Origin of the sequence: Bradyrhizobium frederickii (genome assembly GCF_004570865.1) — a bacterium.
GTDB lineage: Bacteria > Pseudomonadota > Alphaproteobacteria > Rhizobiales > Xanthobacteraceae > Bradyrhizobium > Bradyrhizobium frederickii.
Genome location: NZ_SPQS01000027.1, coordinates 19,852 through 40,749, shown reverse-complemented (window position 1 = coordinate 40,749; position 20,898 = coordinate 19,852). Strand labels below are relative to the sequence as shown.

The 20,898-nt window shown below is 65.8% G+C and carries 16 protein-coding genes; 8 read left to right on the top strand and 8 right to left on the bottom strand.

All coding sequences use genetic code 11. The features are described 5' to 3' along the window. Position 1: 1 nt before the first annotated feature. Positions 2-1,015, top strand: coding sequence for a hypothetical protein (locus E4K64_RS33235; protein WP_135167114.1), 1,014 nt, complete (start codon positions 2-4; stop codon positions 1,013-1,015). 16 nt (positions 1,016-1,031) lie between these two features. Here the strand turns inward: E4K64_RS33235 and recG are convergent, their stop codons facing one another. Continuing rightward, a complete protein-coding gene (gene recG / locus E4K64_RS33230) occupies positions 1,032-3,140 on the bottom strand; it encodes an ATP-dependent DNA helicase RecG (RefSeq protein WP_135167113.1) in 2,109 nt (702 codons plus the stop codon). Between the two features lie 185 nt (positions 3,141-3,325). Between recG and E4K64_RS33225 the strand changes: the two genes are divergently transcribed. Next, positions 3,326-3,616, top strand: a complete 291-nt coding sequence (locus E4K64_RS33225; RefSeq protein WP_135167112.1) for an FAD assembly factor SdhE — start codon at positions 3,326-3,328, stop codon at positions 3,614-3,616. Next, positions 3,613-7,131, top strand: coding sequence for a transcription-repair coupling factor (gene mfd, locus E4K64_RS33220; protein WP_135167111.1), 3,519 nt, complete (start codon positions 3,613-3,615; stop codon positions 7,129-7,131). The genes E4K64_RS33225 and mfd overlap by 4 nt, the downstream gene beginning before the upstream one ends. Before the next feature lie 122 nt (positions 7,132-7,253). On the opposite strand, the gene E4K64_RS33215 is transcribed toward mfd, so the two are convergent. From E4K64_RS33215 to E4K64_RS33205, 3 genes are all read right to left on the bottom strand, one after another. Then, positions 7,254-8,477 (bottom strand): GGDEF domain-containing protein, encoded by a 1,224-nt coding sequence (locus E4K64_RS33215; protein ID WP_135167110.1) that lies wholly within the window; start codon positions 8,475-8,477, stop codon positions 7,254-7,256. Between the two features lie 85 nt (positions 8,478-8,562). Next, positions 8,563-10,065 (bottom strand): class I adenylate-forming enzyme family protein, encoded by a 1,503-nt coding sequence (locus tag E4K64_RS33210; protein WP_135167109.1) that lies wholly within the window; start codon positions 10,063-10,065, stop codon positions 8,563-8,565. A 4-nt stretch (positions 10,066-10,069) separates the two neighbouring features. Continuing rightward, complete coding sequence (locus tag E4K64_RS33205; protein WP_167772389.1) at positions 10,070-11,932, bottom strand: extracellular solute-binding protein; 1,863 nt, start codon at positions 11,930-11,932, stop codon at positions 10,070-10,072. Between the two features lie 261 nt (positions 11,933-12,193). On the opposite strand from E4K64_RS33205, the gene E4K64_RS33200 reads away from it, so the two are divergent. Next, positions 12,194-13,012, top strand: coding sequence for an invasion associated locus B family protein (locus E4K64_RS33200; RefSeq protein ID WP_135167107.1), 819 nt, complete (start codon positions 12,194-12,196; stop codon positions 13,010-13,012). Between the two features lie 74 nt (positions 13,013-13,086). On the opposite strand, the gene hspQ is transcribed toward E4K64_RS33200, so the two are convergent. Beyond that, complete coding sequence (gene hspQ / locus E4K64_RS33195) at positions 13,087-13,419, bottom strand: heat shock protein HspQ (protein ID WP_126257599.1); 333 nt, start codon at positions 13,417-13,419, stop codon at positions 13,087-13,089. 106 nt (positions 13,420-13,525) lie between these two features. On the opposite strand from hspQ, the gene E4K64_RS33190 reads away from it, so the two are divergent. Continuing rightward, complete coding sequence (locus E4K64_RS33190) at positions 13,526-14,479, top strand: AEC family transporter (RefSeq protein ID WP_135167106.1); 954 nt, start codon at positions 13,526-13,528, stop codon at positions 14,477-14,479. Positions 14,480-14,500: 21 nt separating this feature from the next. Here E4K64_RS33190 and E4K64_RS33185 read toward each other — a convergent pair whose 3' ends face one another. Then, positions 14,501-15,685, bottom strand: coding sequence for a UbiH/UbiF family hydroxylase (locus E4K64_RS33185; RefSeq protein ID WP_135167105.1), 1,185 nt, complete (start codon positions 15,683-15,685; stop codon positions 14,501-14,503). Positions 15,686-15,834: 149 nt separating this feature from the next. On the opposite strand from E4K64_RS33185, the gene pcsA reads away from it, so the two are divergent. The 3 genes from pcsA (at position 15,835) to E4K64_RS33170 (ending at position 18,384) form a co-directional block, all read left to right on the top strand. Further along, positions 15,835-16,602 (top strand): phosphatidylcholine synthase, encoded by a 768-nt coding sequence (gene pcsA, locus E4K64_RS33180; protein ID WP_167772388.1) that lies wholly within the window; start codon positions 15,835-15,837, stop codon positions 16,600-16,602. After that, positions 16,599-17,333: a TerC family protein gene (locus tag E4K64_RS33175; RefSeq protein ID WP_135167103.1), complete on the top strand. Its 735-nt coding sequence runs from the start codon at positions 16,599-16,601 to the stop codon at positions 17,331-17,333. Before pcsA ends, E4K64_RS33175 begins: the two co-directional genes overlap by 4 nt. A 76-nt stretch (positions 17,334-17,409) precedes the next feature. Then, positions 17,410-18,384, top strand: coding sequence for a quinone oxidoreductase family protein (locus E4K64_RS33170; protein WP_135167102.1), 975 nt, complete (start codon positions 17,410-17,412; stop codon positions 18,382-18,384). A gap of 110 nt (positions 18,385-18,494) precedes the next feature. Here the strand turns inward: E4K64_RS33170 and E4K64_RS33165 are convergent, their stop codons facing one another. Continuing rightward, positions 18,495-19,685: an acetylornithine transaminase gene (locus E4K64_RS33165; RefSeq protein ID WP_135167101.1), complete on the bottom strand. Its 1,191-nt coding sequence runs from the start codon at positions 19,683-19,685 to the stop codon at positions 18,495-18,497. Positions 19,686-19,953: 268 nt separating this feature from the next. Next, complete coding sequence (locus tag E4K64_RS33160; RefSeq protein ID WP_167772387.1) at positions 19,954-20,592, bottom strand: hypothetical protein; 639 nt, start codon at positions 20,590-20,592, stop codon at positions 19,954-19,956. Positions 20,593-20,898 lie beyond the last annotated feature (306 nt).

The window sequence follows — 20,898 nt, the reverse complement described above, 5'->3', positions numbered from 1 at the left end:
CATGACCAAGGAAGTTGGAGTTCATTGGATTTGCCAAGCCTGTCGTCAAGCACCGGCTGTTGAAGACGTTCGCGACGATGATCCCCGGCAACCGTATAGTCTATGTCACGAATGTGCGGATCGTCTGCGACACTATGCGCTCCGGCCGATCGAATGGTTCAACCTTGCTGCCTTACATGGTTGGACCAAATTCCTGCTGCATGACGACTTCTATGATCAGGACGGAGAGGCTTCCCAACCGGACGTGGACGACTACGCAACTGACGACATGCGTGCGCCCACACTGGAGATGTGCGCCGGTTCGCTCGAGCGCCTGATCGATTTCTGCGTCACGCGGTGGCGCCTCGGAAAGGAAGAATTTGAAGCGTTCAGGCCATTCGCGACCGGCACAGTTCTCGCAGCAATTGAGGATCGCGCGGAGGCGGGTAATCGGCAGGTGTGGGAGACGATGGTCCAGCTTTGTGCGAATGTCGTCGGTAGCCCGGCTGCGCCATGGGTGCGCGCGCAATTTGAGAGAGCTTGGCGAGACAGATCACTGTTCATCTGGGCCGAGGCGGCCGCAAAGTGCTTGCCAGCCGCCGAGGGGCTTCACAAGACAATCGACGCTTTAAAGACAGTCCAAGGGCGCGATCTGGAAAAGCAGATGTCAGCACTCTCATGGTTTGGCGCGCCCGCAGTGCTGGATTGGATCGAGGCCCGCCTCCCGCGCCAGGACGTCACTGCTTCCTGGGGGCAGCTTGCATCCGTTTCCGATCTAAATTGGAGTCGGGTTCAGAGTTGGCTTGCAAGCGGCCGTCCGCTCAGTCTCGTTGCGATTGATGCGCTGGCAAGCTTCATTCCACGTCAAGGTCAAGCGAGGATCTTGACCATTCTCGATCCCAAGCTGAAGGGGTGTGGCGATCGCTCGATGATTGTACATGCTTTGCGCACCTACGAGGCCCAAGACAGCGCCCCTCGCGTCGCAACGAAGTGCAGTTTCATCATCCAGTACGTAAATGAGCTTCGCACCGAGTAGGCATTTGGAGACCAAATTAGCCCGCCCCGATCAGCGGGATCGCTTCGTCCCGTTCGTACAGATAGAGCAGGCACCGCAGCGCCTCGCCGCGCTCGCCCTTCAGCTTCGGATCGTCCTTCAGGATGCGCAGCGCCTCGTCTCTCGCCTGGGCGATGAGCTGGCCGTGAACCTCCGGGCGCGCGATGCGGTAGCCGGGCAGGCCGCTCTGGCGCACACCCAGCACGTCGCCTTCGCCGCGCAGCTTCAAATCTTCCTCGGCGATGCGGAAACCGTCGGTGGTCTCGCGGATCACCTTCAGCCGCGCCTTCGACATTTCGCCGAGCGGCTCCGAATAGAGCAGGATGCAGGTCGAGGCCTCCGAGCCGCGGCCGATGCGGCCACGCAGCTGGTGCAGCTGGGCGAGGCCAAAGCGCTCGGCGTTCTCGATCACCATGATGGTGGCGGCGGGCACGTCGACGCCGACCTCGACCACCGTGGTCGCGACCAGGAGCCCGATCTCGTGGGCGGCGAACTGGCCCATCACGCGGTCTTTTTCCGTGCCCTTCATCTGGCCGTGAACGAGGCCGACACGATCGCCGAAACGCTTTTGCAAGCTTTCGAAACGCTTGGTCGCGTTGGTGAGGTGTTCGGTGCCTTCGGCTTCGGACTCCTCCACCAGCGGACAGATCCAGTAGACCAGTTTTCCCGATTGCAGGGCACGGCCGACGCCGTCCATGACCTCGCCGAGCCGGCTCATGGCGACGGCGCGGGTGTCGATCGGCTGCCGGCCGGCGGGCTTCTCGCGCAGCTCGGAGATGTCCATGTCGCCGAAATAGGTCAGCACCAGCGTGCGCGGGATCGGCGTCGCGCTGAGCACCAGCACGTCGACGGCTTCGCCCTTGGACGTTAGCGCAAGCCGTTCGCGCACGCCGAAGCGGTGCTGCTCGTCGACGATGGCGAGCGCGAGGTCGTGGAAGGTCACATCGTCCTGGATCAGCGCATGGGTGCCGACGAGCAGGTCGATCTCGCCTGCCGCGAGCTGCGTGATGATCTCGCGCCGTTCCTTGCCTTTCTCGCGGCCGGTGAGGATCGCAACGCGCATGCCGGCACGCTCGGCGAGCGGGGCGATGGTCTTGATGTGCTGGCGCGCCAGGATTTCGGTCGGCGCCATCAGCGCGGCCTGCTTGCCGACCTCCGCGACCGCGGCGGCCGCGAGCAGCGCCACGACGGTCTTGCCCGAGCCGACGTCGCCCTGGAGCAGGCGCAGCATGCGGACGGGCTGCTTCAGGTCCTCGGCGATGGCCGCCGCAGCGTTGCGTTGCGAGGGCGTGAGTGCGTAGGGAAGGGCGTCGATGATCTTGTTGCGCAGATGTCCGTCGCCTGCATTGCGCACGCCGGCGGGGCGGCGCAGCTGCGCGCGGATCAGGGCGAGCGCGAGCTGGCCGGCCAGCAGCTCGTCAAAGGCGAGGCGCGACCAGAACGGCTGGTCGGGCAATATGTCTGTCAGCTCGACCGGTTGGTGCACGCGGGTGAGCGCTTCGGCGACCGGCGGGAAGTGGCAGCGTCGCAGCACCTCGGGGCTGATCCATTCGGGCAGCGCCGGCAGCTTCTGCAGCGCCTGCGCGATCGCCCGGCGGAGCGAGCCAAGTGCGAGGCCCTCCGTCAGCGGATAGACCGGATCGATGCCCGAGAGCTTGGCGATCGCTTCCTCGTCCAGCACGCGGTCGGGATGCACGATCTGCGGGATGCCGTCATACATCTGCAGCGTGCCGGAGACGTAGCGCTTCTCGCCAACCGGCAGCAGCTTTTCGACATAGCCCGGCTTGGCGCGGAAGAAGGTCAGCACGACGTCACCGGTGTCGTCGCTGGCATAGACCAGATACGGCGCGCGCGCGTTGCGCGGCGGGGGCGGGCGATGACGGTCGACAATGACCTCCAGCGTCACCATGGTTCCCTGCACCGCGTCGCGGATCTTTGGCCGCGCCCGGCGATCGATCACCTGGCTCGGCAGGTGCAGCAAGAGATCGACCAGCCGCGGCGTCTCGCTGCGGCTGAGCAGGTACTGCAGCAGCTTGTCCTGCTTCGGACCGACGCCGGGCAGGCTGGTCACGGCGGCAAACAGCGGATTGAGCAGGCTGGGGCGCATGGATGCGAATCCAGGATCGTTTCGGCCCGTCATGCCCGGCTTTGTGGCGGGCATCCACGTCTTTTTTCGTACCCTGCGCCGGCCGACGGGCCATGCCAAATCGAGGGCTGACACGGCCACCCCGAGTGGCTATATCACCCCGGCCCGGCACGTCCGGGCTTTCTGCGTTTGACTGGATTTGAGACATGACGGGAACGACACGATCGAGCAGCGGGCTGGACGATCGCCGCAAGCGGCTTTTGTTCCGCTGCTGGCACCGCGGCACGCGCGAGATGGACCTGATCCTCGGCCGCTTCGCCGATGCCGAGATCGGCAATCTGTCCGATGACGAACTGACGCAGCTCGAGACGCTGCTCGATCTCAACGATCCCGATCTCTATGCCGCCATCGCCGCCGACAAGGCGCTGCTGGCTGATGTTACCGGCGCGCTGTTCGCCCGCATCAAGGCCTATCCGCTCGCGGATGGCGGCGTATGAAACAGGGGATGAAATCTCCGGCCGAGCTGCTTGCGCCCGGCCGGGCGCTGACGCTTGCCAATGTCGCGGAAGGCGCCGAAGGCCTCGTGATCTCCGATCTGGCCCGGGCCATCGCGGCGCGGCCGAAGAAGCCGGCCGTCAGCCTTGCCGTGGTCTGCCGCGACGGTCCGCGCATGCAGCAGCTCGAACGCGCGCTGCAGTTCTTCGCCCCCGATCTGCCGGTGCTGACCTTCCCGGCCTGGGACTGCCAGCCCTATGACCGCGTCTCGCCGCATGGCGGCATTTTGGCGCAACGCCTGACCACGCTGGCCCGGCTTGCCTCGCTCACCGGCAGCGACAAGCCGCTGATCGTGCTGACCACGGTGAATGCCGCCGTGCAGCGCGTGCCCGCGCGCGAGCTGGTCGCGGCGCAGGCGCTGTCGGTGGCCCCCGGCAACGTCGTGCCGATGGATACCATCGTCGCCTGGCTCGAGCACAACGGCTACAACCGCTCCTCGACCGTGCGCGAGCCCGGCGAATACGCCGTGCGCGGCGGCATCCTCGATCTGTTTCCGGCCGGCCTCGAGCAGCCGGTCCGCTTCGATTTCTTCGGCGACAGCCTGGAATCGATCCGCTCCTTCGATGCCGAGACCCAGCGCACGCTGCTCGATATGCGCTCGCTCGACCTCGTGCCGGTCTCGGAATTCCAGCTCGTCACCGACACCATCCGCCGTTTCCGCATGGGCTACGTTGCCGAGTTCGGCGCGCCCGAGCGCGACGATGCGCTGTATGAGGCGGTCAGCGAAGGCCGCCGCCATCCCGGCATGGAGCACTGGCTGCCGCTGTTCCAGGACCGCATGGACACGCTGTTCGACTATCTGCAAGGCGCGCCGATCGCGATCGAGCCGCAGGCCGAGGACGCCGTCCGCGAGCGCTTCAAGCAGATCCAGGACTATTACGAGGCCCGGCGCGACGCGATGGAGCATCCCGGCGGCGGCGCGATCTACAAGCCGCTGCCGCCTGACCGGCTTTATCTCACCAGCGGGGAATGGGCCGAGCGCGAGAGCGGCATGCCGCTGGTGCGGTTGACGCAGTTCTCGGTTCCGGCTGACGGGACGAGTGTCGTCGACGCCGGTGCGCGCAAGGGCCGCGACTTCGCGCCGGAGCGCAACGATACCAATGTCAACGTGTTCGAATCCGTGGTCGGCCACGTCATGGCGCTGCAGGCCCAGCGCAAGAAGGTGGTGATCGCGCTGTGGAGCGAAGGCTCGCGCGACCGTATGACCTCGATGCTGCGCGACCACAAGCTGGCCCACACCACCAGCGTCAACTCCTGGCGCACCGTGCAGGCAACCCCGCGCAACGAGACCATGCTCGCGGTGCTTGGCCTCGAGAGCGGTTTCGAGACCGACGAGATCGCGCTCATCAGCGAGCAGGATATCCTCGGCGACCGCCTGGTGCGGCCGCGCAAGGCGAGCCGCAAGCTCGACAATTTCATCTCGGAGGTGACGAGCCTTGCCGCCGGCGACATCGTCGTCCATGTCGACCACGGCATCGGCCGCTTCATCGGCCTGCAAACGCTCGACGTCGCCGGCGCGCCGCACGACTGCCTCGAGCTGCATTATGCCGCCGAAACCAAACTGTTCCTGCCGGTCGAGAATATCGAGCTGCTGTCGCGTTACGGCTCCGACCAGACCGATGTCGAGCTGGATCGCCTGGGCGGCGGCGGCTGGCAGACGCGCAAGGCGAAACTCAAGAACCGCATCCGCGAGATCGCGGGCGAATTGATCAAGATCGCGGCCGCGCGCCAGCTGCACGAGGCGCCCAAGCTCCCGGTGCAGCCCGGCCTCTACGACGAGTTCTGCGCACGCTTCCCCTATGACGAGACCGAGGACCAGCTAGGGGCCATCGAAGCCACGCTGAAGGATCTCGAACTCGGCCGTCCGATGGACCGGCTGATCTGCGGCGACGTCGGCTTCGGCAAGACCGAGGTGGCCTTGCGCGCGGCGTTTGCCGTGGCGCTCGAGGGCAAGCAGGTCGCGGTCGTGGTGCCGACCACGCTGTTGGCGCGCCAGCACGCAAGGACCTTTGCCGAGCGCTTCAAGGGCTTTCCGGTCAACGTGGCGCAGGCTTCGCGCCTGATCGCGACCAAGGAGCTGAACCAGGTCAAGAAGGGCATCGCCGACGGCTCGGTCGATATCGTCGTCGGCACCCACGCGCTGCTTGGCAAGGCGATCAAGTTCCGCGACCTCGGCCTCGTGATCGTCGACGAGGAGCAGCACTTTGGCGTCACTCACAAGGAGCGGCTGAAGGCGCTTCGCTCCGAGGTGCACGTGCTGACGCTGTCGGCAACGCCGATCCCGCGCACGCTGCAACTCGCGCTCACCGGCGTGCGCGAGCTCTCGATCATCGCTTCGCCTCCCGTGGATCGCCTGGCGGTGCGCACCTTCGTCGCTCCGCACGATCCCTTGATGATCCGCGAGGCATTGTTGCGCGAGCGCTATCGCGGCGGGCAGGCGTTCTACGTGGTGCCGCGCATCGACGACCTCGCCGAGGTCAAGGATTTCCTCGACAAGAACGTGCCGGAGATGAAGGTTGCGGTCGCGCACGGCCAGATGCCGCCCGCCGTGATCGAGGACATCATGACCGCGTTCTACGACGGCAAGTTCGACATCCTGCTGTCGACCACGATCGTGGAATCCGGCCTCGACATTCCCAACGCCAACACCCTCATCGTGCACCGCGCCGACATGTTCGGCCTCGCCCAGCTGTATCAGCTGCGCGGGCGGGTCGGACGCTCCAAGCTGCGGGCCTATGCGCTGTTCACGCTGCCGGCGCAGCAGAAGATCACGGCACAGGCCGAGCGCCGGCTCACCGTGCTGCAATCGCTGGAGACGCTCGGCGCCGGCTTCCAGCTCGCCTCGCACGACCTCGACATCCGCGGCGCCGGCAACCTGCTCGGCGAGGAGCAGTCCGGCCACATCAAGGAGGTCGGCTTCGAGCTCTATCAGACGATGCTGGAGGAGGCGATCGTCAACCTCAAGGCCGGCGTCTCCGAGCCCGCCGCCGACCGCTGGTCGCCGCAGATCACGATCGGCATGCCCGTGCTGATTCCGGAGGACTATGTCGGCGATCTCTCGGTGCGGCTGTCGCTGTACCGGCGCCTCGCCGATCTCGACACCGAGGAGGAGATCGAGAACTTCGGCGCCGAGATGCGCGACCGCTTCGGCGTGCTGCCGGACGAGGTGCGCTACCTGTTCAAGGTCGCCGCGATCAAGGCGTTCTGCCGTAGGGCCAATGTCGAGAAGATCGATGCCGGCCCGAAGGGCGCCGTCATCGCCTTCCGTGACAATTCCTTCGCCCATCCCGACCGCCTCGTCAGCTTCATCCGCAGCCACGGCCAGGCCGCCAAGGTGCGGCCCGACATGAAGGTGGTGTTCCTGCAGGACTGGGAGACCCCGGAGGAGCGTCTCGCCGGCACCACCGAGATCATGCGGCAGCTGGCGCAGCTCGCGGAGAGCAAGAAGGCGGCGTGAGCGCGAGGCGAGATGCTGTAGGGTGGGCAAAGCGAAGCGTGCCCACGCGTTCTGTCGTCATGGAAAGCTGGTGGGCACGGCGCGCGTGCGCCTTTGCCCAACCTACAGCAGCGAGGTTGTGGTTACGACGCCGCCCTTGACGCATCCGCCGACAGCCGCGCCAGCAGCGACCTCGCCGTATCCGAGGGCGACAGCGAGTCCACGCTGACGACGGGATCGCTGCGCATCTCGTGCTTGCCGTTCGAGGTATGCCGCATCACCGCCGACAGACGCCGCGCGATCATGTGCGCCGTGCGGAAGTCGGTCTCCGCGAACACGACGATGACCGAGCCGTCCTTCTGCGCCACACCGAAATCCATCTGCCGCATCAGGCGGCTGAGGATGCGCGCGGCGTCGAGCTGGGCGCGGGAATTGCCGGGGTCGAAAGCGAAACGCGCGACGGACAAACCGCCGCCGCGGGCCAGCGTCTGCTCGACCGCCTTGGCAAAATCGCGGGCGAAGGCTTCCGCCGTGAGCAGGCCGCTGCGCGGGTCGAGCCAGCCGCCGGCATCGATCGAGCGCAGCGTGCGGCTCAATTGCGCTTCCATCGCGTGCTGGCGGATCAGGGGCAACGCATTGGCCGCGACCTTGGCCGGCTCGCCCGGGATCAGCTCGAGATTTGGCAAATCGTAAGCCTGCGTCAGCTGATGCGCGGTGACGATCACCGGCAGGCTGCGGAAGCGGGTGTCCTCGGCGAGCACAGTGAGAAAGGCATCGGTGACGCGCGCGGTAAAACCCTCGGCAAGGACCACGCCGTCGAGGTCGCGGGTGTTGAGGTGCTTCGCGGCGGCCTCGATCGAGAGCGCGCCGACGACGCCGACGCGTTCGCCGAGCGCGACGGACAATGCGGGATAGGCGGCGCCGCGGCCGATCAGGAGCACGGTGGCATCGCGGGCGGGATCACCTTGCGGCAGCGCGACTTTCACTTCGGGCAGCCGGCGCAGCACGGTGGCATGGAGCGTGCGCACGCGCAGTGCGGCGCGAAGCCGTGCGATCAGGCGGTCGGGATTGCCGCCGCGCGAGGAGAAGGGCAGGGCGTTGTGAGGCAGCGTGCCCGCCGCATCCACGGCGACAAAAGGAAGATAAGGCGATTGCTCGGCGATCTTCCTTGCCAGCGCAGCCATATGCGGCTCGTGTCCGCCATGCATCGCAGCGAGAATGGCCGCTGGCTGCACCTCTTCGACCGCGCGTGCCGCGCTGGCCCAGTCGGTATCGACCACGGGAAACAGCCGGGCCTCGTCCAGCGCCGCAACGAAGGGCGGCCGATCGGCATTGGACACAAAGAGGATCGGGCCCGACTGGGACATTGGGAAACTCTGATGACGCAACAGATGCCACGCAATCTAGTTCGGCCGCCTTAATGCGGCGTCAACATATCAGGCGAAACTGCGCCTAGACCGGCCCGGAGCGATCGCGAAAAGCTTCGACCATCAGTGGGTTAAGCCCGAGCTCGCTGAGCGCCTCGCGGGCGCGGGCATTGTCCTGGGCGCGTCCGGCCAGCCTGTGACCGGAAAGCCGGTCGGGCAGCGCGGTGAGGAGGGCGCCCTGGCCGAGCCGGCGGGCCCATTCCTGCAAATCGTTGGAGAGGAAGCGGTAGCCGCCGACGGCCATGATGCCGGAGGGGGGCGCGGTGATGCAGATTGCGCCGCTCGGGCGGTCGAGCCGCGCGGCATAGCCGGTGTCGACATAGTCGCGCGGCGGCTGCGCCGTCAGGGTTTCACCGACCGGCTGCGGCGGGGCATAGGCCGCAATCGGCACCATCGCGCCGCGCAGGCCGAGCGTGCCCTTCGGCGTCAGCAGGATTTCGCCGGCGATGGAGGAACCGGACTGCTCACGCGGGGCGCCGTGCGGCCCGGGCATCACCGCGACTGGCATGCCGTCCTCGCCGCGGCGGGCACCGAACAGGCCGGCCTCGCCGAACAGATAGACGTCGGTCAGCGGCGCATGCGGGGCGATCCAGGCATCGCTCGCTGCCACCTGCTCGGGCGCGCGCCACAGGCCGATGACGTTGCGCAAGGACGGCATCCGCGCCGCCAAGTCGGAATCGCCGAGCCGCAAGGCCAGCTGCGCCGGCGCGATCAGCACCTCACAACCATGCTCGTTGATCTGCTGCTCCAGCACCTCGATCTCGAACGGATGATGCAGTGCCAGGGCGCCGCCGGAGAGCAGCCAAACCGCGAGCGAGGAGGCGAGGCCGGCGAACGACATCGGCGCGAACGCCGCCATCAATGTCGCGCCCTGCCGGATATCGGCTTCCAGCGACATCGCGAGCCCGCCGGCGATCAAGCTGAAATGCGGCCGCGGCACCGGACGAAAGCCTTCCGCGGTGACGTCGAAGGAGATCATCGCCGCCTTGCGGCCGTCCTGGATCACGGCGCGCGTGGTCCCTGGCGGACGCGCCAGCACGTCGTCGAGCGACGCCATGCCTTCGGGCAGGTCGGTACCGAAGCCGCAGACGTGACGGATCGAGAAGGCCTCGGCGGCCGCATGCATCGCGAGATCGGCATAGCTCGTGCCGTCGACCTTGCTCATGGTGACGATGGCACGGGCCGCGGTGCGGTTGAGCGCGGCGGTCAGCTCCGCATGGCGCCACAAGAGCGGCAGCACGGCAACGACGAGGCCGGCGCGATGGGCGGCGAGCACCGTCAGCACGAACTCGATCGTGTTGGGCAGCTGGATCGCGATGACGGAGTTGGCCGGCAAGCCCGATTCAACGAAATGTGCCGACAGCGCCTCGATGGCCGTGTCGACCTCGGCATAGGTCATCCGCCGCGGCTGGTGCCCGGTGATGCGTGCCTTGTTGAGGGGATCGAGCAAAGCGAGCGCATGCGGCTGCCGGAGCAGCGTGCGCTGAAACAGCGTGTCGAGCGTCGGCGATATTGCTGGCTGGTTCACGGCGTCACTTTGCTTGAGTGGCTTGCTTCTGCCCCTTCGCCCACCAGGTCTCCGGCAAATAGCCTGAGAGCGAGGTGGCCTTGGGCCATTCTATCCGATTCCAGCGCGCGATCCATTGCTCGGATACGTTAAACAGGGGGATTGTGTAGAAGCCCGAGATCAGAGCGCGGTCGAGCGCCCGCACCGACGAGACGAAATCCGTATGTTCACGGGCCTCGAGCAGGGCGGCGATCATGGCATCGACCGCCGGATCCCTGGCGCCCATGTAGTTGCGGGTCCCCGGATTGTCCGCGGCCGCGCTGCCCCAGTAGAAATATTGCTCGTTGCCGGGCGACAGCGACTGGTCCCAGCGGTTCTGGATCATGTCGAATTCGTAAGCCAGACGGCGCTGGTCGAACTGCACGGGATCGACCGAGCGCACGCTCGGCTCGATGCCGGCCCGCTTGAGGTCGCGCTGGAACGCAAGTGCGATACGCTCCTGGTCGCGGGTCGTGACCAGGATCTCGAAGGTGAAGGGTACTCTCGTCGCGCGGTTGCGCAGCACCGTGCCGTCGAGATCGTAGCCGGCCTCCGACAACAGTTTCAGCGCCGCGCGCAGCGTCGTGCGGTCGCGTCCCGATCCGTCGGTCACGGGAAGGCGGTAGCTGCCGTCCATGATGTCGGGCGCAATGCGAGCGGCGAACGGTTTGAGAAGCTCACGTTCGGGCGCGTCCGCCGGCCGGCCATAGGCCGAGAGGTCGGAGCCGGCGAAATAGCCGGCAACGCGCGAATAGAGCCCGAAAAAGTAGTTGCGGTTGACCAGCTCGAAATCGAACAGCAGCGTCAGCGCCTGACGCACGCGGATGTCGGCGAAGATCGGGCGGCGCGTGTTGAACACCAGGAATTCGGAGGGCTGCGGCAAGCCCGGCTTCACGGTGTCACGGACCACCTCGCCGCTTCTCGCGGCCGGAAAGTCGTAGCCGTCGTGCCAGCGCAGCGGTTCGTGCTCGACGCGGAAATCGTAGAGGCCGCGCTTGAAGGCTTCGAACTGGCCGTTGGCCTCGCGAAAATAGTCGAGCCGGATCTCGTCGAAATTGTAGAGCCCGCGATTGATGGGCAGGTCGCGGCCCCAATAATCGGGATTGCGGGTCAGCGTCACGCTGGCGCCTGCCTTCACCGCCGTGACGCGATAGGGGCCGGAGCCGATCGGGCTCGTCAGCGTCGTCTCCTCGAAGGTTGCGACGTCGACCGCGTGCTTCGGCAGGATCGGCATCAGGCCGAGGATCAGCGGCAGCTCGCGATCATTGGCGCCTGCGAGGTCGAAGCGGACGGTGAGGGGATCGGGCGCCTCGGCCCTGACGACCTTGGTGTAGTATTGCCGGTGGTTCGGCCGGCCGTGGTCGCGCAGCAGCTGCCAGGAGAACAGCACGTCCTCGGCCGCGACCTGCTTGCCGTCGGAGAAACGGGCGCGCGGATCGAGACGGAACGTGACGAAGCTCCGCTCGTCATTGGTTTCGACGCTCTTGGCGAGCAGGCCATAGAGCGTGAACGGCTCGTCATTGCCGCGCGCGAGCAGGCTCTCGACCACGTAGCTGCGCATCTGCTGCACGGCCAGTCCCTTGACGATGAAGGGATTGAGGCTGTCAAAGGTTCCGAGAATACCCCAGGTCAAGCGGCCGCCCTTGGGCGCATCCGGATTGACGTAGGGCATATGGGTGAAATCGGCCGGCATCGCCGGCTTGCCGTGCATGGCAATGGCATGGGCTTGCTCGGCCCGTGCCGCGCCCATCGACACTCCGCCACCAAAGCCCAGGACAAGGGCAGAGGCGAGCACCAGGACGCAAAGGCGGACACCGGGGCCCTCGACGAGGCGTTGGAACATGAACATCAGCACAGGTTGATTCGAGGACGGGCGCGCCTCGAATCCTATCACAGGGAATTTCCCCGGACGCAGCTACGGGTGTGGCCAAAGGCGCTTGTCGGCATTGATCTTTTCGTCGGCCACGTTAAGAAGGCACCCGATCGCGCAAGAGCGTCGAGCCCGTCACTTATCCGCCTCAATTGACGGGGAGAGAGCCGCGCCCAACGCGGCCAGGTTCGATGCGTCGGAGCGGTTCGGGCACTTCCCGTTCAGAAAGGGTTTTCCGCAATGAATTTCCGTTACTTGGCCGCGTCCGCCCGGCCGCGCGGGCGAATTCTCGCCTTGTTGACGGCGACGGCATTGGCCGTCCCGTTTGCCGCCGAGGCCCAGACCCCGGCGCCGGCGCCGGCCCCCGGCGCGCCCAAGGCGGCTCCGGCCCCGAAGGCGACGCCCAAGGCTGCCCCCAAGGCGCCGACCGCTCAGGCGCCCGCCCAGCCGGCTCCCGCCCAGGGCGCTCCGGCGCAGCAGGGCGCAGCCCAGCCGGCCGATCAGCAGATCCAGCTGATCTATGCCCCCTGGACCAAGTTCTGCCTCAAGGGCCAGGACGCCAACGCCAAGCAGGTCTGCTTCACCGGCAAGGACGGCCGCATCGAATCGGGCCAGCCGGTCATCGCCGCCGTGATCATCGAGCCGGAAGGCGAGCCGAAGAAGATCCTGCGCGTGACGCTGCCGCTCGGCATGCAGCTCGTGCACGGCACCCGCATCATCGTCGACAGCAACGCGCCGCTGCAGCAACCCTATGTGATCTGCTTCCAGAACGGCTGCATGTCGGACTACGAGGCGACGCCCGAGCTCATCAACAACATGAAGAAGGGCCAGAATCTCGTTGTCCAGGCGATCAACGCCAATGGCGCGCCGCTGACCCTGCCGCTGCCGCTCACCGGCGAATTCCAGAAGGCCTATGACGGTCCGCCGACCGATCCGAAGGTGTTCGAGGAAACCCAGAAGAAGCTCCAGGAAGAGCTTCAGAAGAAGGCCGAAGAGCAGCGCAAGAAGCTCGAGCAGCAGGGTACGCCTCCCGGTACACCACCGGCTGCTCAGAAGTAGTCGGGAGCAAATCCCGGACATGAAAAAGGCGCTCATATCGAGCGCCTTTTTTGTCGATCGCCTGTCGGTGCGACTCAATTCAGTGAGGGATTACGCGGGCGGTAGCCGCCATCCTTGTTCTTGATGAAGATCTCGGCCACCTGGGAATGCCGGACCGGCTCGCCGGAATCGTCCGGCAGCAGGTTCTGCTCGGAGACGTAGGCGACGTACTCGGACTCCGCATTCTCCGCGAGCAGGTGATAGAACGGCTGATCCTTGTGCGGCCGCACCTCCTCGGGGATCGACAGCCACCACTCCTCGGTGTTGTTGAATTCCGGATCGATGTCGAAGATGACGCCCCGGAACGAGAAGATCCGGTGGCGCACGACCTGTCCGATCTGGAATTTGGCGGTCCGCGCTTTAATCATTCCCCGTCGATAGACCAGGATTGTGGCCGATGCTAGTGGCCTGATCTGGAATTGGCGTTCACTTGAGGGGCAGATAGCCCCCAGGTCTTCAGAAAACACTTCATCAATGCTCGATATCCTCAATCTGGCGCTACCTTATTTCGGCCTGATCTTTGTCGGTTTCGCGTGTGGCAAGGCCAAATCCCTGCCAGAATCAGGCCTCGCCTGGATGAACTTCTTTCTGCTCTACGTGTCGCTGCCGGCGCTGCTGTTTGCGATCATGTCCAAGACGCCGTTCTCGGAATTGAACAACCCGCCGTTCCTGGTCGCGACCACGCTGTCCACCGTCGCCGCGTTCACCCTGGCGCTGGTCGTGGGCAAGGTTTTCGGCCGGCTGACATTGCGCGAGGCGACGCTCGCAGGCCTGTCCGGCGGCTACGGCAATATCGGCTATATGGGGCCGGGGCTGGCGCTCGCCGTGCTCGGCAGCAAGGCCGCGGCGCCGACCGCGCTGATCTTCTGCTGCGACAGCATCTTCCTGTTCACCATCGTGCCGCTGCTGATCGAGCTCTCCGACCGCGATCATCCCTCGATCGTGCACGCCTTCGGCGTCGTGCTGAAGCAGATCGTGCTCAACCCGCTGATCATGTCGGCCTGCTTTGGCGCGGCCGTCGCAGCCTTGCATATCGAGATGCCCGTCGCGCTCGATCGCACCATCACCTTCCTGCAGAACGCGGCGGCCCCGACCGCGCTGTTCGTGCTCGGTGTGACCGTGGCACTGCGCCCGTTCGACCGCGTCCCATGGGAAGTGCCGGGTGTGATCGCGATCAAGCTGCTGGTCCACCCGCTCGTGGCGTTCGGCCTGATGCTCGCGTTCGGACCGTTCGCGCAGCCCTGGGCCGCCACCGCCGTGCTGATGGCCTCGCTGCCACCGGCGCTGAACGTGTTCGTGATCGCCCGGCAGAACGATGCCTGGATCGAATCCGCCTCCGTCGCGGTGCTGCTCGGGACCTTCGCGTCCGTGGTCACGCTGACCAGCGTGATGTGGGCGATCCAGACGGGAAGGCTGGCGTTTCCGTAAAGGGCCTTACCGTCGCCAAAACTACCTTCGCCAGGTCGGCGTCAGGCCCTCGCGCATCGCAAAGCGCCGAAGCGGGCCGATGGCGCCGAGCAGGTGCATGCCGACGGCGCGGACCGGCTGCAGCGGCAGGAAATCGTTGAGCAGGGAACGGTTGGCGATGTCGATCGCAAACGTGCGGCTCAGGATGTCCGGACGCCGCGCCCGGTCGTAGCGCGTGAGCACCTCGTTCGCGCCGGGATCCTGGCCCGCAGCGACGGCTTCGCCGGCGAGCCGCGCGATGTCGGCGGCATCGCGCAGGCCGAGATTGAGGCCCTGCGCGCCGATCGGGGGAACCACATGGGCGGCTTCGCCGACCAGCGCGATGCGGTCGCGGCCGAAGGATTTTGGGCGTTCGATCGCCAGCGGGAACAGGTTGCGCCCGGGCTCGACACTCATGCGTCCCAGAATCGAATGCGACTGCTTCTCGACCGCTGCGGACAGCTCGGCGTCATCAAGGCTCCGCAACCGCTCGGCCTCGGCCGGAGCCGAGACCCAGACGACGCTGGAGCGGTCGCCGGGCAGGGGCACGAACACGCAAGGTCCGTGCGGCGTATGGAACTCGGTCGAGACGTTGCGATGCGGCCGCGCGTGGCTGACGTTGAAGGTCAGCGCGGTCTGGTTGAGCTCGCGCCGCGTCACCTCGATGCCGGCAGCCTCCCGGCACAGCGAATGCCGGCCGTCGGCGCCGACCACGAGGCGGGCAGTGAGAAACTGTGCGGAGGCCGTGCGGATTGCGACGTCGTCGGCCTCGATGACGATGCTCTCGGCCTCGTCGTCGAAACGGACGAGATTGGGCAGCTCGGCCGCACGCTCCTCCAGCGCCAGCATCAGCGAGCGGTTGTCGATGTTGTAGCCGAAGGCGTCGAGCGAGATTTCATGACAGGAGAAGCGGACCTCCGGCGCGCGGAACAGCCGGCCGGTGTCGTCGACGAGGCGCATGACCTCGAGCGCGGCCGCCTTGTCCTTGCAGCGCGACCAGACCTCGAGCGTCTCCAACAGGTCGATGGAGGCGCCGAGCAACGCCGTGGTGCGGTTATCGGCATAAGGAACGCGGCGTGCCACCAATGCGGTCCGGGCACCGGCCTGTGCCAGCGCGATCGCCGCGGCAAGTCCCGCCGGCCCGCCGCCGATCACGGCGGTGTCATAAAGTGTCGATGCGTCTGTCATGGAACGACACATGACACGCCCGGCGGCAAATTCAAGCTCAAGTCTCTCGGTTGTCATTCCGGGGGGCGCCTGACGGTGCGGCGGCAGCCAGTTCAGCCGTTAACTGATTTCGCCTGATTTTACGGTCCATCATGCGCCGGCGCGCCGCAATGGCGGATGTGCAAATCGGCCTCATTCTGATAGCAGAAGCCATGGATAGCCAAGAGGATTCCCTGAAGCCCACGCCCGCGATCCGCGCCGCGGCCTTCTCGGTGCACATCTTCACTGCGTTCGGCGCGGCGCTCGCGCTGCTGGCGATGCTGGAGGCCGTGCGCGAGCACTGGGCGGCGATGTTTCAATGGCTGGGCGTCGCCCTGATCATCGACGCGATCGACGGTCCGATCGCGCGCCGGCTCGACGTCAAGAACGTGCAGCCGAACTGGTCGGGCGACGTGCTCGATCTCGTGGTCGACTTCGTCACCTATGTGTTCGTGCCGGCCTATGCGATCGTGGCCAGCGGCCTGTTGCTGCCCGTCGCAGCTCCCTTGCTCGGCATCGCGATCATCGTCACCAGCGCATTATATTTCGCCGATTTGCGCATGAAGGCGGATGACAATCATTTTCGCGGCTTCCCGGCGCTGTGGAATGCGGCGGCGTTCTATCTGTTCCTGCTGCACTGGCCGCCGCTGTGGTCGACGCTGCTGGTGACCGCGCTGGTCGTGCTGACCTTCGTGCCGTTCCACGTGCTGCATCCGGTCCGCGTCGTGCGGCTGCGCTGGCTGACGATGTCGCTGATCGCGATCTGGGCGGTGCTCGGCCTCTACGTGCTGGAGATGGACTTTCGCGTCGGCACCGGCGTCACCATCGCGCTCTGTGCCATCGCGCTCTGGATCAGCTTCAGCGACGCCTTGATCCGCCTCGTCAGATCCTTCGCATGATGCACTTGCTGACCAGCCCCGAAGCCTGGGCGGCGCTGCTGACATTGACCGCGCTCGAGATCGTGCTCGGCATCGACAACGTCATTTTCATATCGGTGATCGTCTCGCGCATCCCCGAGAAGCAGGCGCACCGCGCCCGCCAGATCGGGCTGGCGCTGGCGCTGATCTTCCGCCTCATCCTGCTCGGCCTGCTGGTCTGGCTGATCGGCCTGACCGCGCCGGTGTTCTCGTTTACGGGGTACGATTTCTCCTGGCGCGACCTCATCCTAATCGGCGGCGGCCTGTTCCTGATCGCGAAGGCGACGCACGAGATCCACGCCGAGGTCGAAGCCGATGACGGCGAGGGCGACGAGAAGTCCGGCGGCAACGCCTTCTTCTGGGTGATCGTCCAGATCGTGATCATCGACATCGTGTTCTCGCTGGACTCGATCATCACCGCGATCGGCATGGCGCAGGACATCGAGATCATGATCGCGGCGGTGGTGATCGCCTGCCTGATCATGTACGTCTCGTCGGGCCCGGTGGCGCGCTTCGTCGCGGAGCATCCGACCACGAAAATGCTGGCTCTGGCCTTCCTGGTGCTGATCGGCGTCGCGCTGGTCGCGGACGGATTCCAATTCCATATTCCGCGCGGCTATATCTATTTCGCCATTGCGTTCTCGGCGGCGGTCGAATTCTTCAACGTGATGGCCAAGCGCAACCGCAAGAAGTCCGGCAGGCCGTCGGTTTAGGCGTTCCAGCTGCCATCGAGTTGACAAGGCGGGCGCGATGTCTTTCGCTTGCGCCCTGGAGAAGAGGAATCAGGCGATGACCAAAGCGGTCCGTGTGCACAAGGTCGGGGGGCCCGAGGCTCTGGTCTATGAGAGCGTCGATGTGCCGGCGCCCGGCCCCGGCGAGGTGCGGATCCGCCAGCACGCGGTCGGCCTGAACTTCATCGACGTCTATTACCGCACCGGTCTCTACAAGGCGCCGGGGCTGCCCTTCATCGCCGGCAACGAGGCCTCGGGCGAGGTGGTCGCGGTCGGGCCAGGCGTTACAAATTTTCATCCCGGCGACCGCGTCGCCTACTATCACAATCTCGGCGCCTATACCGGCGAGCGCAACATCCCCTGGGAGAAGCTGGTCAAGCTGCCCGACCACATCACCCACGAGCAGGGTGCGGTGCTGATGCTGAAGGGGCTGACCGTCTGGTATCTCCTGCACAAGACCTTCAAGGTCGAGCCGCATCACCGCGTGCTGATCCATGCCGCCGCCGGCGGCATCGGCTTGCTCGCCTGCCAATGGGCGAGGGCGCTCGGCGCCCATGTCATCGGCACGGTCGGCTCGCGCGAGAAGGCCGAGCTCGCCGAGGCCAACGGCTGCGACCACGTCATCCTCTACAACGAGGAGGATTTCGTCGCGCGCGTCAAGCAGATCAGCCGCAACGAGGGCTGCGACGTCGTCTATGACGGCGTCGGCAAGGCGACCTTCCCGGGCTCGCTGTCCTGCCTGAAGCCGCGCGGCATGTTCGTCTCGTTCGGCAACGCCTCAGGTCCGGTGCCGCCATTCGCGATCGCCGAGCTCAACAATCACGGCTCGCTGTTCGCGACGCGGCCCAAGCTCAACGATTACGTCGGCACGCGCAAGGAGCTGCTGGAAGGCGCCGACACGCTGTTTGCCGCCGTCATCAACGGCAAGCTGCACGTGCCGATCAACCACGCCTACGCGCTCAAGGACGCCGCGAAAGCCCATATCGACCTCGAAAGCCGCAAGACCACGGGCGCGTCGATCTTGAAGCCGTAACTCGCCGTCACGGTTGATATCTCGTAGGGTGGGCAAAGGCGCGAAGCGCCGTGCCCACCATTTCTGATTGGTAGGCACGCTTCGCTTTGCCCACCCTACGGCACCTGTTCTTACGCCACCCGCCGTGCCGCGCCGGCCTTGGTCAGGATCCCGTCGAGACAATCGATCATCTCGGCGATCTCCGCCTTCGCGACGTTGAGTGCCGGCATGAAGCGCAGGGTGTCGACCTGCGGCGCGTTCAGGAGCACGCCGGCCTCGAACGCCTGCGCGACGATGCCGGGCGCGATCGGCAGCTTGAGGTCGAGCGCGAGCAACAGGCCGCGTCCCCGCACGCCGCCGAGGCCGTGCCGGGCCGAGACCTTCTGCAGCTCGCTTTCAAGCAGCAGGCCGGTCTCGGCGACCTGTTTGAGGAAGTCCGGTTTGCCGACCTCCTCGAGCACCGCAAGGCCCGCCGCGCACATGATCGGGTTGCCGTTGAACGTGCCGCCCTGATCGCCGTGCTCGAAGCAGGAGGCGCGTTCGGTCGCGAGCAGCGCTGCGAGCGGCACGCCGCCGCCGATGCCCTTGCCGAGCGTCATGATGTCGGGCGCAATCCCCGTGTGCTCGTAGTGGAAGAGTTTTCCAGTCCGGCCCATGCCGGTCTGGATCTCGTCGAAAATGAGCAGCAGGCCGCGCGCATCGGTCAGCGCGCGCAGCTGCTGCAGGAACGCATCGGTCGCCGGCCAGACGCCTGATTCACCCTGGATCGGCTCGAGCATCACCGCGACGGTGTTGTCGTTGATCAGTCTCTCGACCGAGGCGATGTCGTTGAGCTTGGCCTTCTTGAAGCCTGCGACCTTCGGCTCGAACAGCGGCTCGAACGCTTTCTTGCCCGAGGCCGACATCGTCGCCAGCGTCCTGCCGTGGAAGCCGCCTTCGAAGCTGATGATCTCGAACGCGCCGCCCTTGTGCAGGCTGCCATATTTGCGCGCGAGCTTGATCGCGCCCTCGTTGGCTTCCGCGCCGGAATTGGCGAAGAACACCTGATCGAACGCGCTGGCCGCGACCAGCGCTTCGGCCAGCTTCAGGCTCGGCTCGTTGTAGAAAGCCGGGCTCGGCGTCAAGAGCCGTTTCGCCTGCGAAGCCAGGGCGTCGGCGACCGCGGGCGGGGAGTGGCCGAGACAGTTGACGGCCCAGCCCTGCACGAAGTCGAGATAGCGCTTGCGGCCGTCGTCCCAGAGGTAGGAGCCGGCGCCGCGGACGAACACGGCTTTCGGCCGTGCGGTGATGTCCATCAGCGCGTCGTACGGATGCGTCGTCATGTCGAACTCCTCTGGAGGCGGGTGGAAAACGGGCGCAAAAAGCAGAAAGGCCGCACCTTGCGGGTGCGGCCTTCTCGAAAACTTCGGCTGAATTTTAGTGGTTCAGCGGCGTCGTCGGACATGGCGCACCCTCTCATCGTCGCGGGAGCGACGACGGAGCATGGCGGTGCGCTGGTTGGTCCGGTTGATCATGGGGCGCGTCCGTACAGCCGAATGGCAGGGCTTGTCAAGCGGGCGTTTTGCCGAACACCCGCCTGGCGTGCATCGGTCAGGTGAGGTGGGCGGCTTCCTCGGCATCCTCCTCGCCCCAATCCGCGTCCGCAATCGCGGTGTCCAAGAGCTCGCCGCGCATCAGCTTGAGCGGCGATCTCCAGTACAGCGCGATGTTGTGGAACGGGTCGGTCAGCACCTTGAACGCCCAGACCAGGCCGGTCGTGAGGTCGCGCGTGACGAAGAGCTGGAGCATGCGGGCCAGTCCGCCGCCGATGCCGATCGCGAGCCAGAGCGTGCCGACGTGCCGGATGAAGTCGAGACGCCCGGCCGGCGCATCGAAAAGTCCGAACAGCGTCGGATGGAAATACAGCGCGATCGGCGCGCTGCCCCATACCAGCAGCAGGATGATCTTGCGGGTCTGGTTGTAGCCGACCTTGATCGCTTCCTTGTACTCGTTGCTGACGTCGTTGACGGCGTCATAGCCGTTCGGCTCGAAGAAGAAATGCCCGGTCTGCCGCGTCAGCATCGCAAGCCAGCCGACGATGCCGGCGAGCGCGGGGTCTACGAACAGCAGCGCGTAGCAGAACAGGAAGATCACGGCGCTGAAGAGGTGCAATGTCTGGTTGACGGTGCTCTGATGGTAGAAGCGGTAATCGTCGAAGCGCTGTGTGCGCAGCATGCCCGAGAGGCTCATCCTCGTTCCTCGCTCGCGTTGAAAATGCGCGGGCAGAGTTAGGCCGAGTCCGTGACCCCTGCGCGAATGCACTATAGTGTCACAATACGTTCCGCAGGCAGTCGCGCACGTAGCGCCGCGGCAGTCGCGACGACGAAGGGTGCGAGCAAGGCCGATGCGGTCATCGGGGCGGGCATGGTCCGCTCCCGGATACCGCTGGTTTTCCGTCATTTCATTGTCGCGCCCGCAGAAACCATCGCGTCGCTGGCGCGTTTGTGATCGAGGTACGCGAATTGGTTCGAACCGGATGCAGCTCGGCTCAGACCA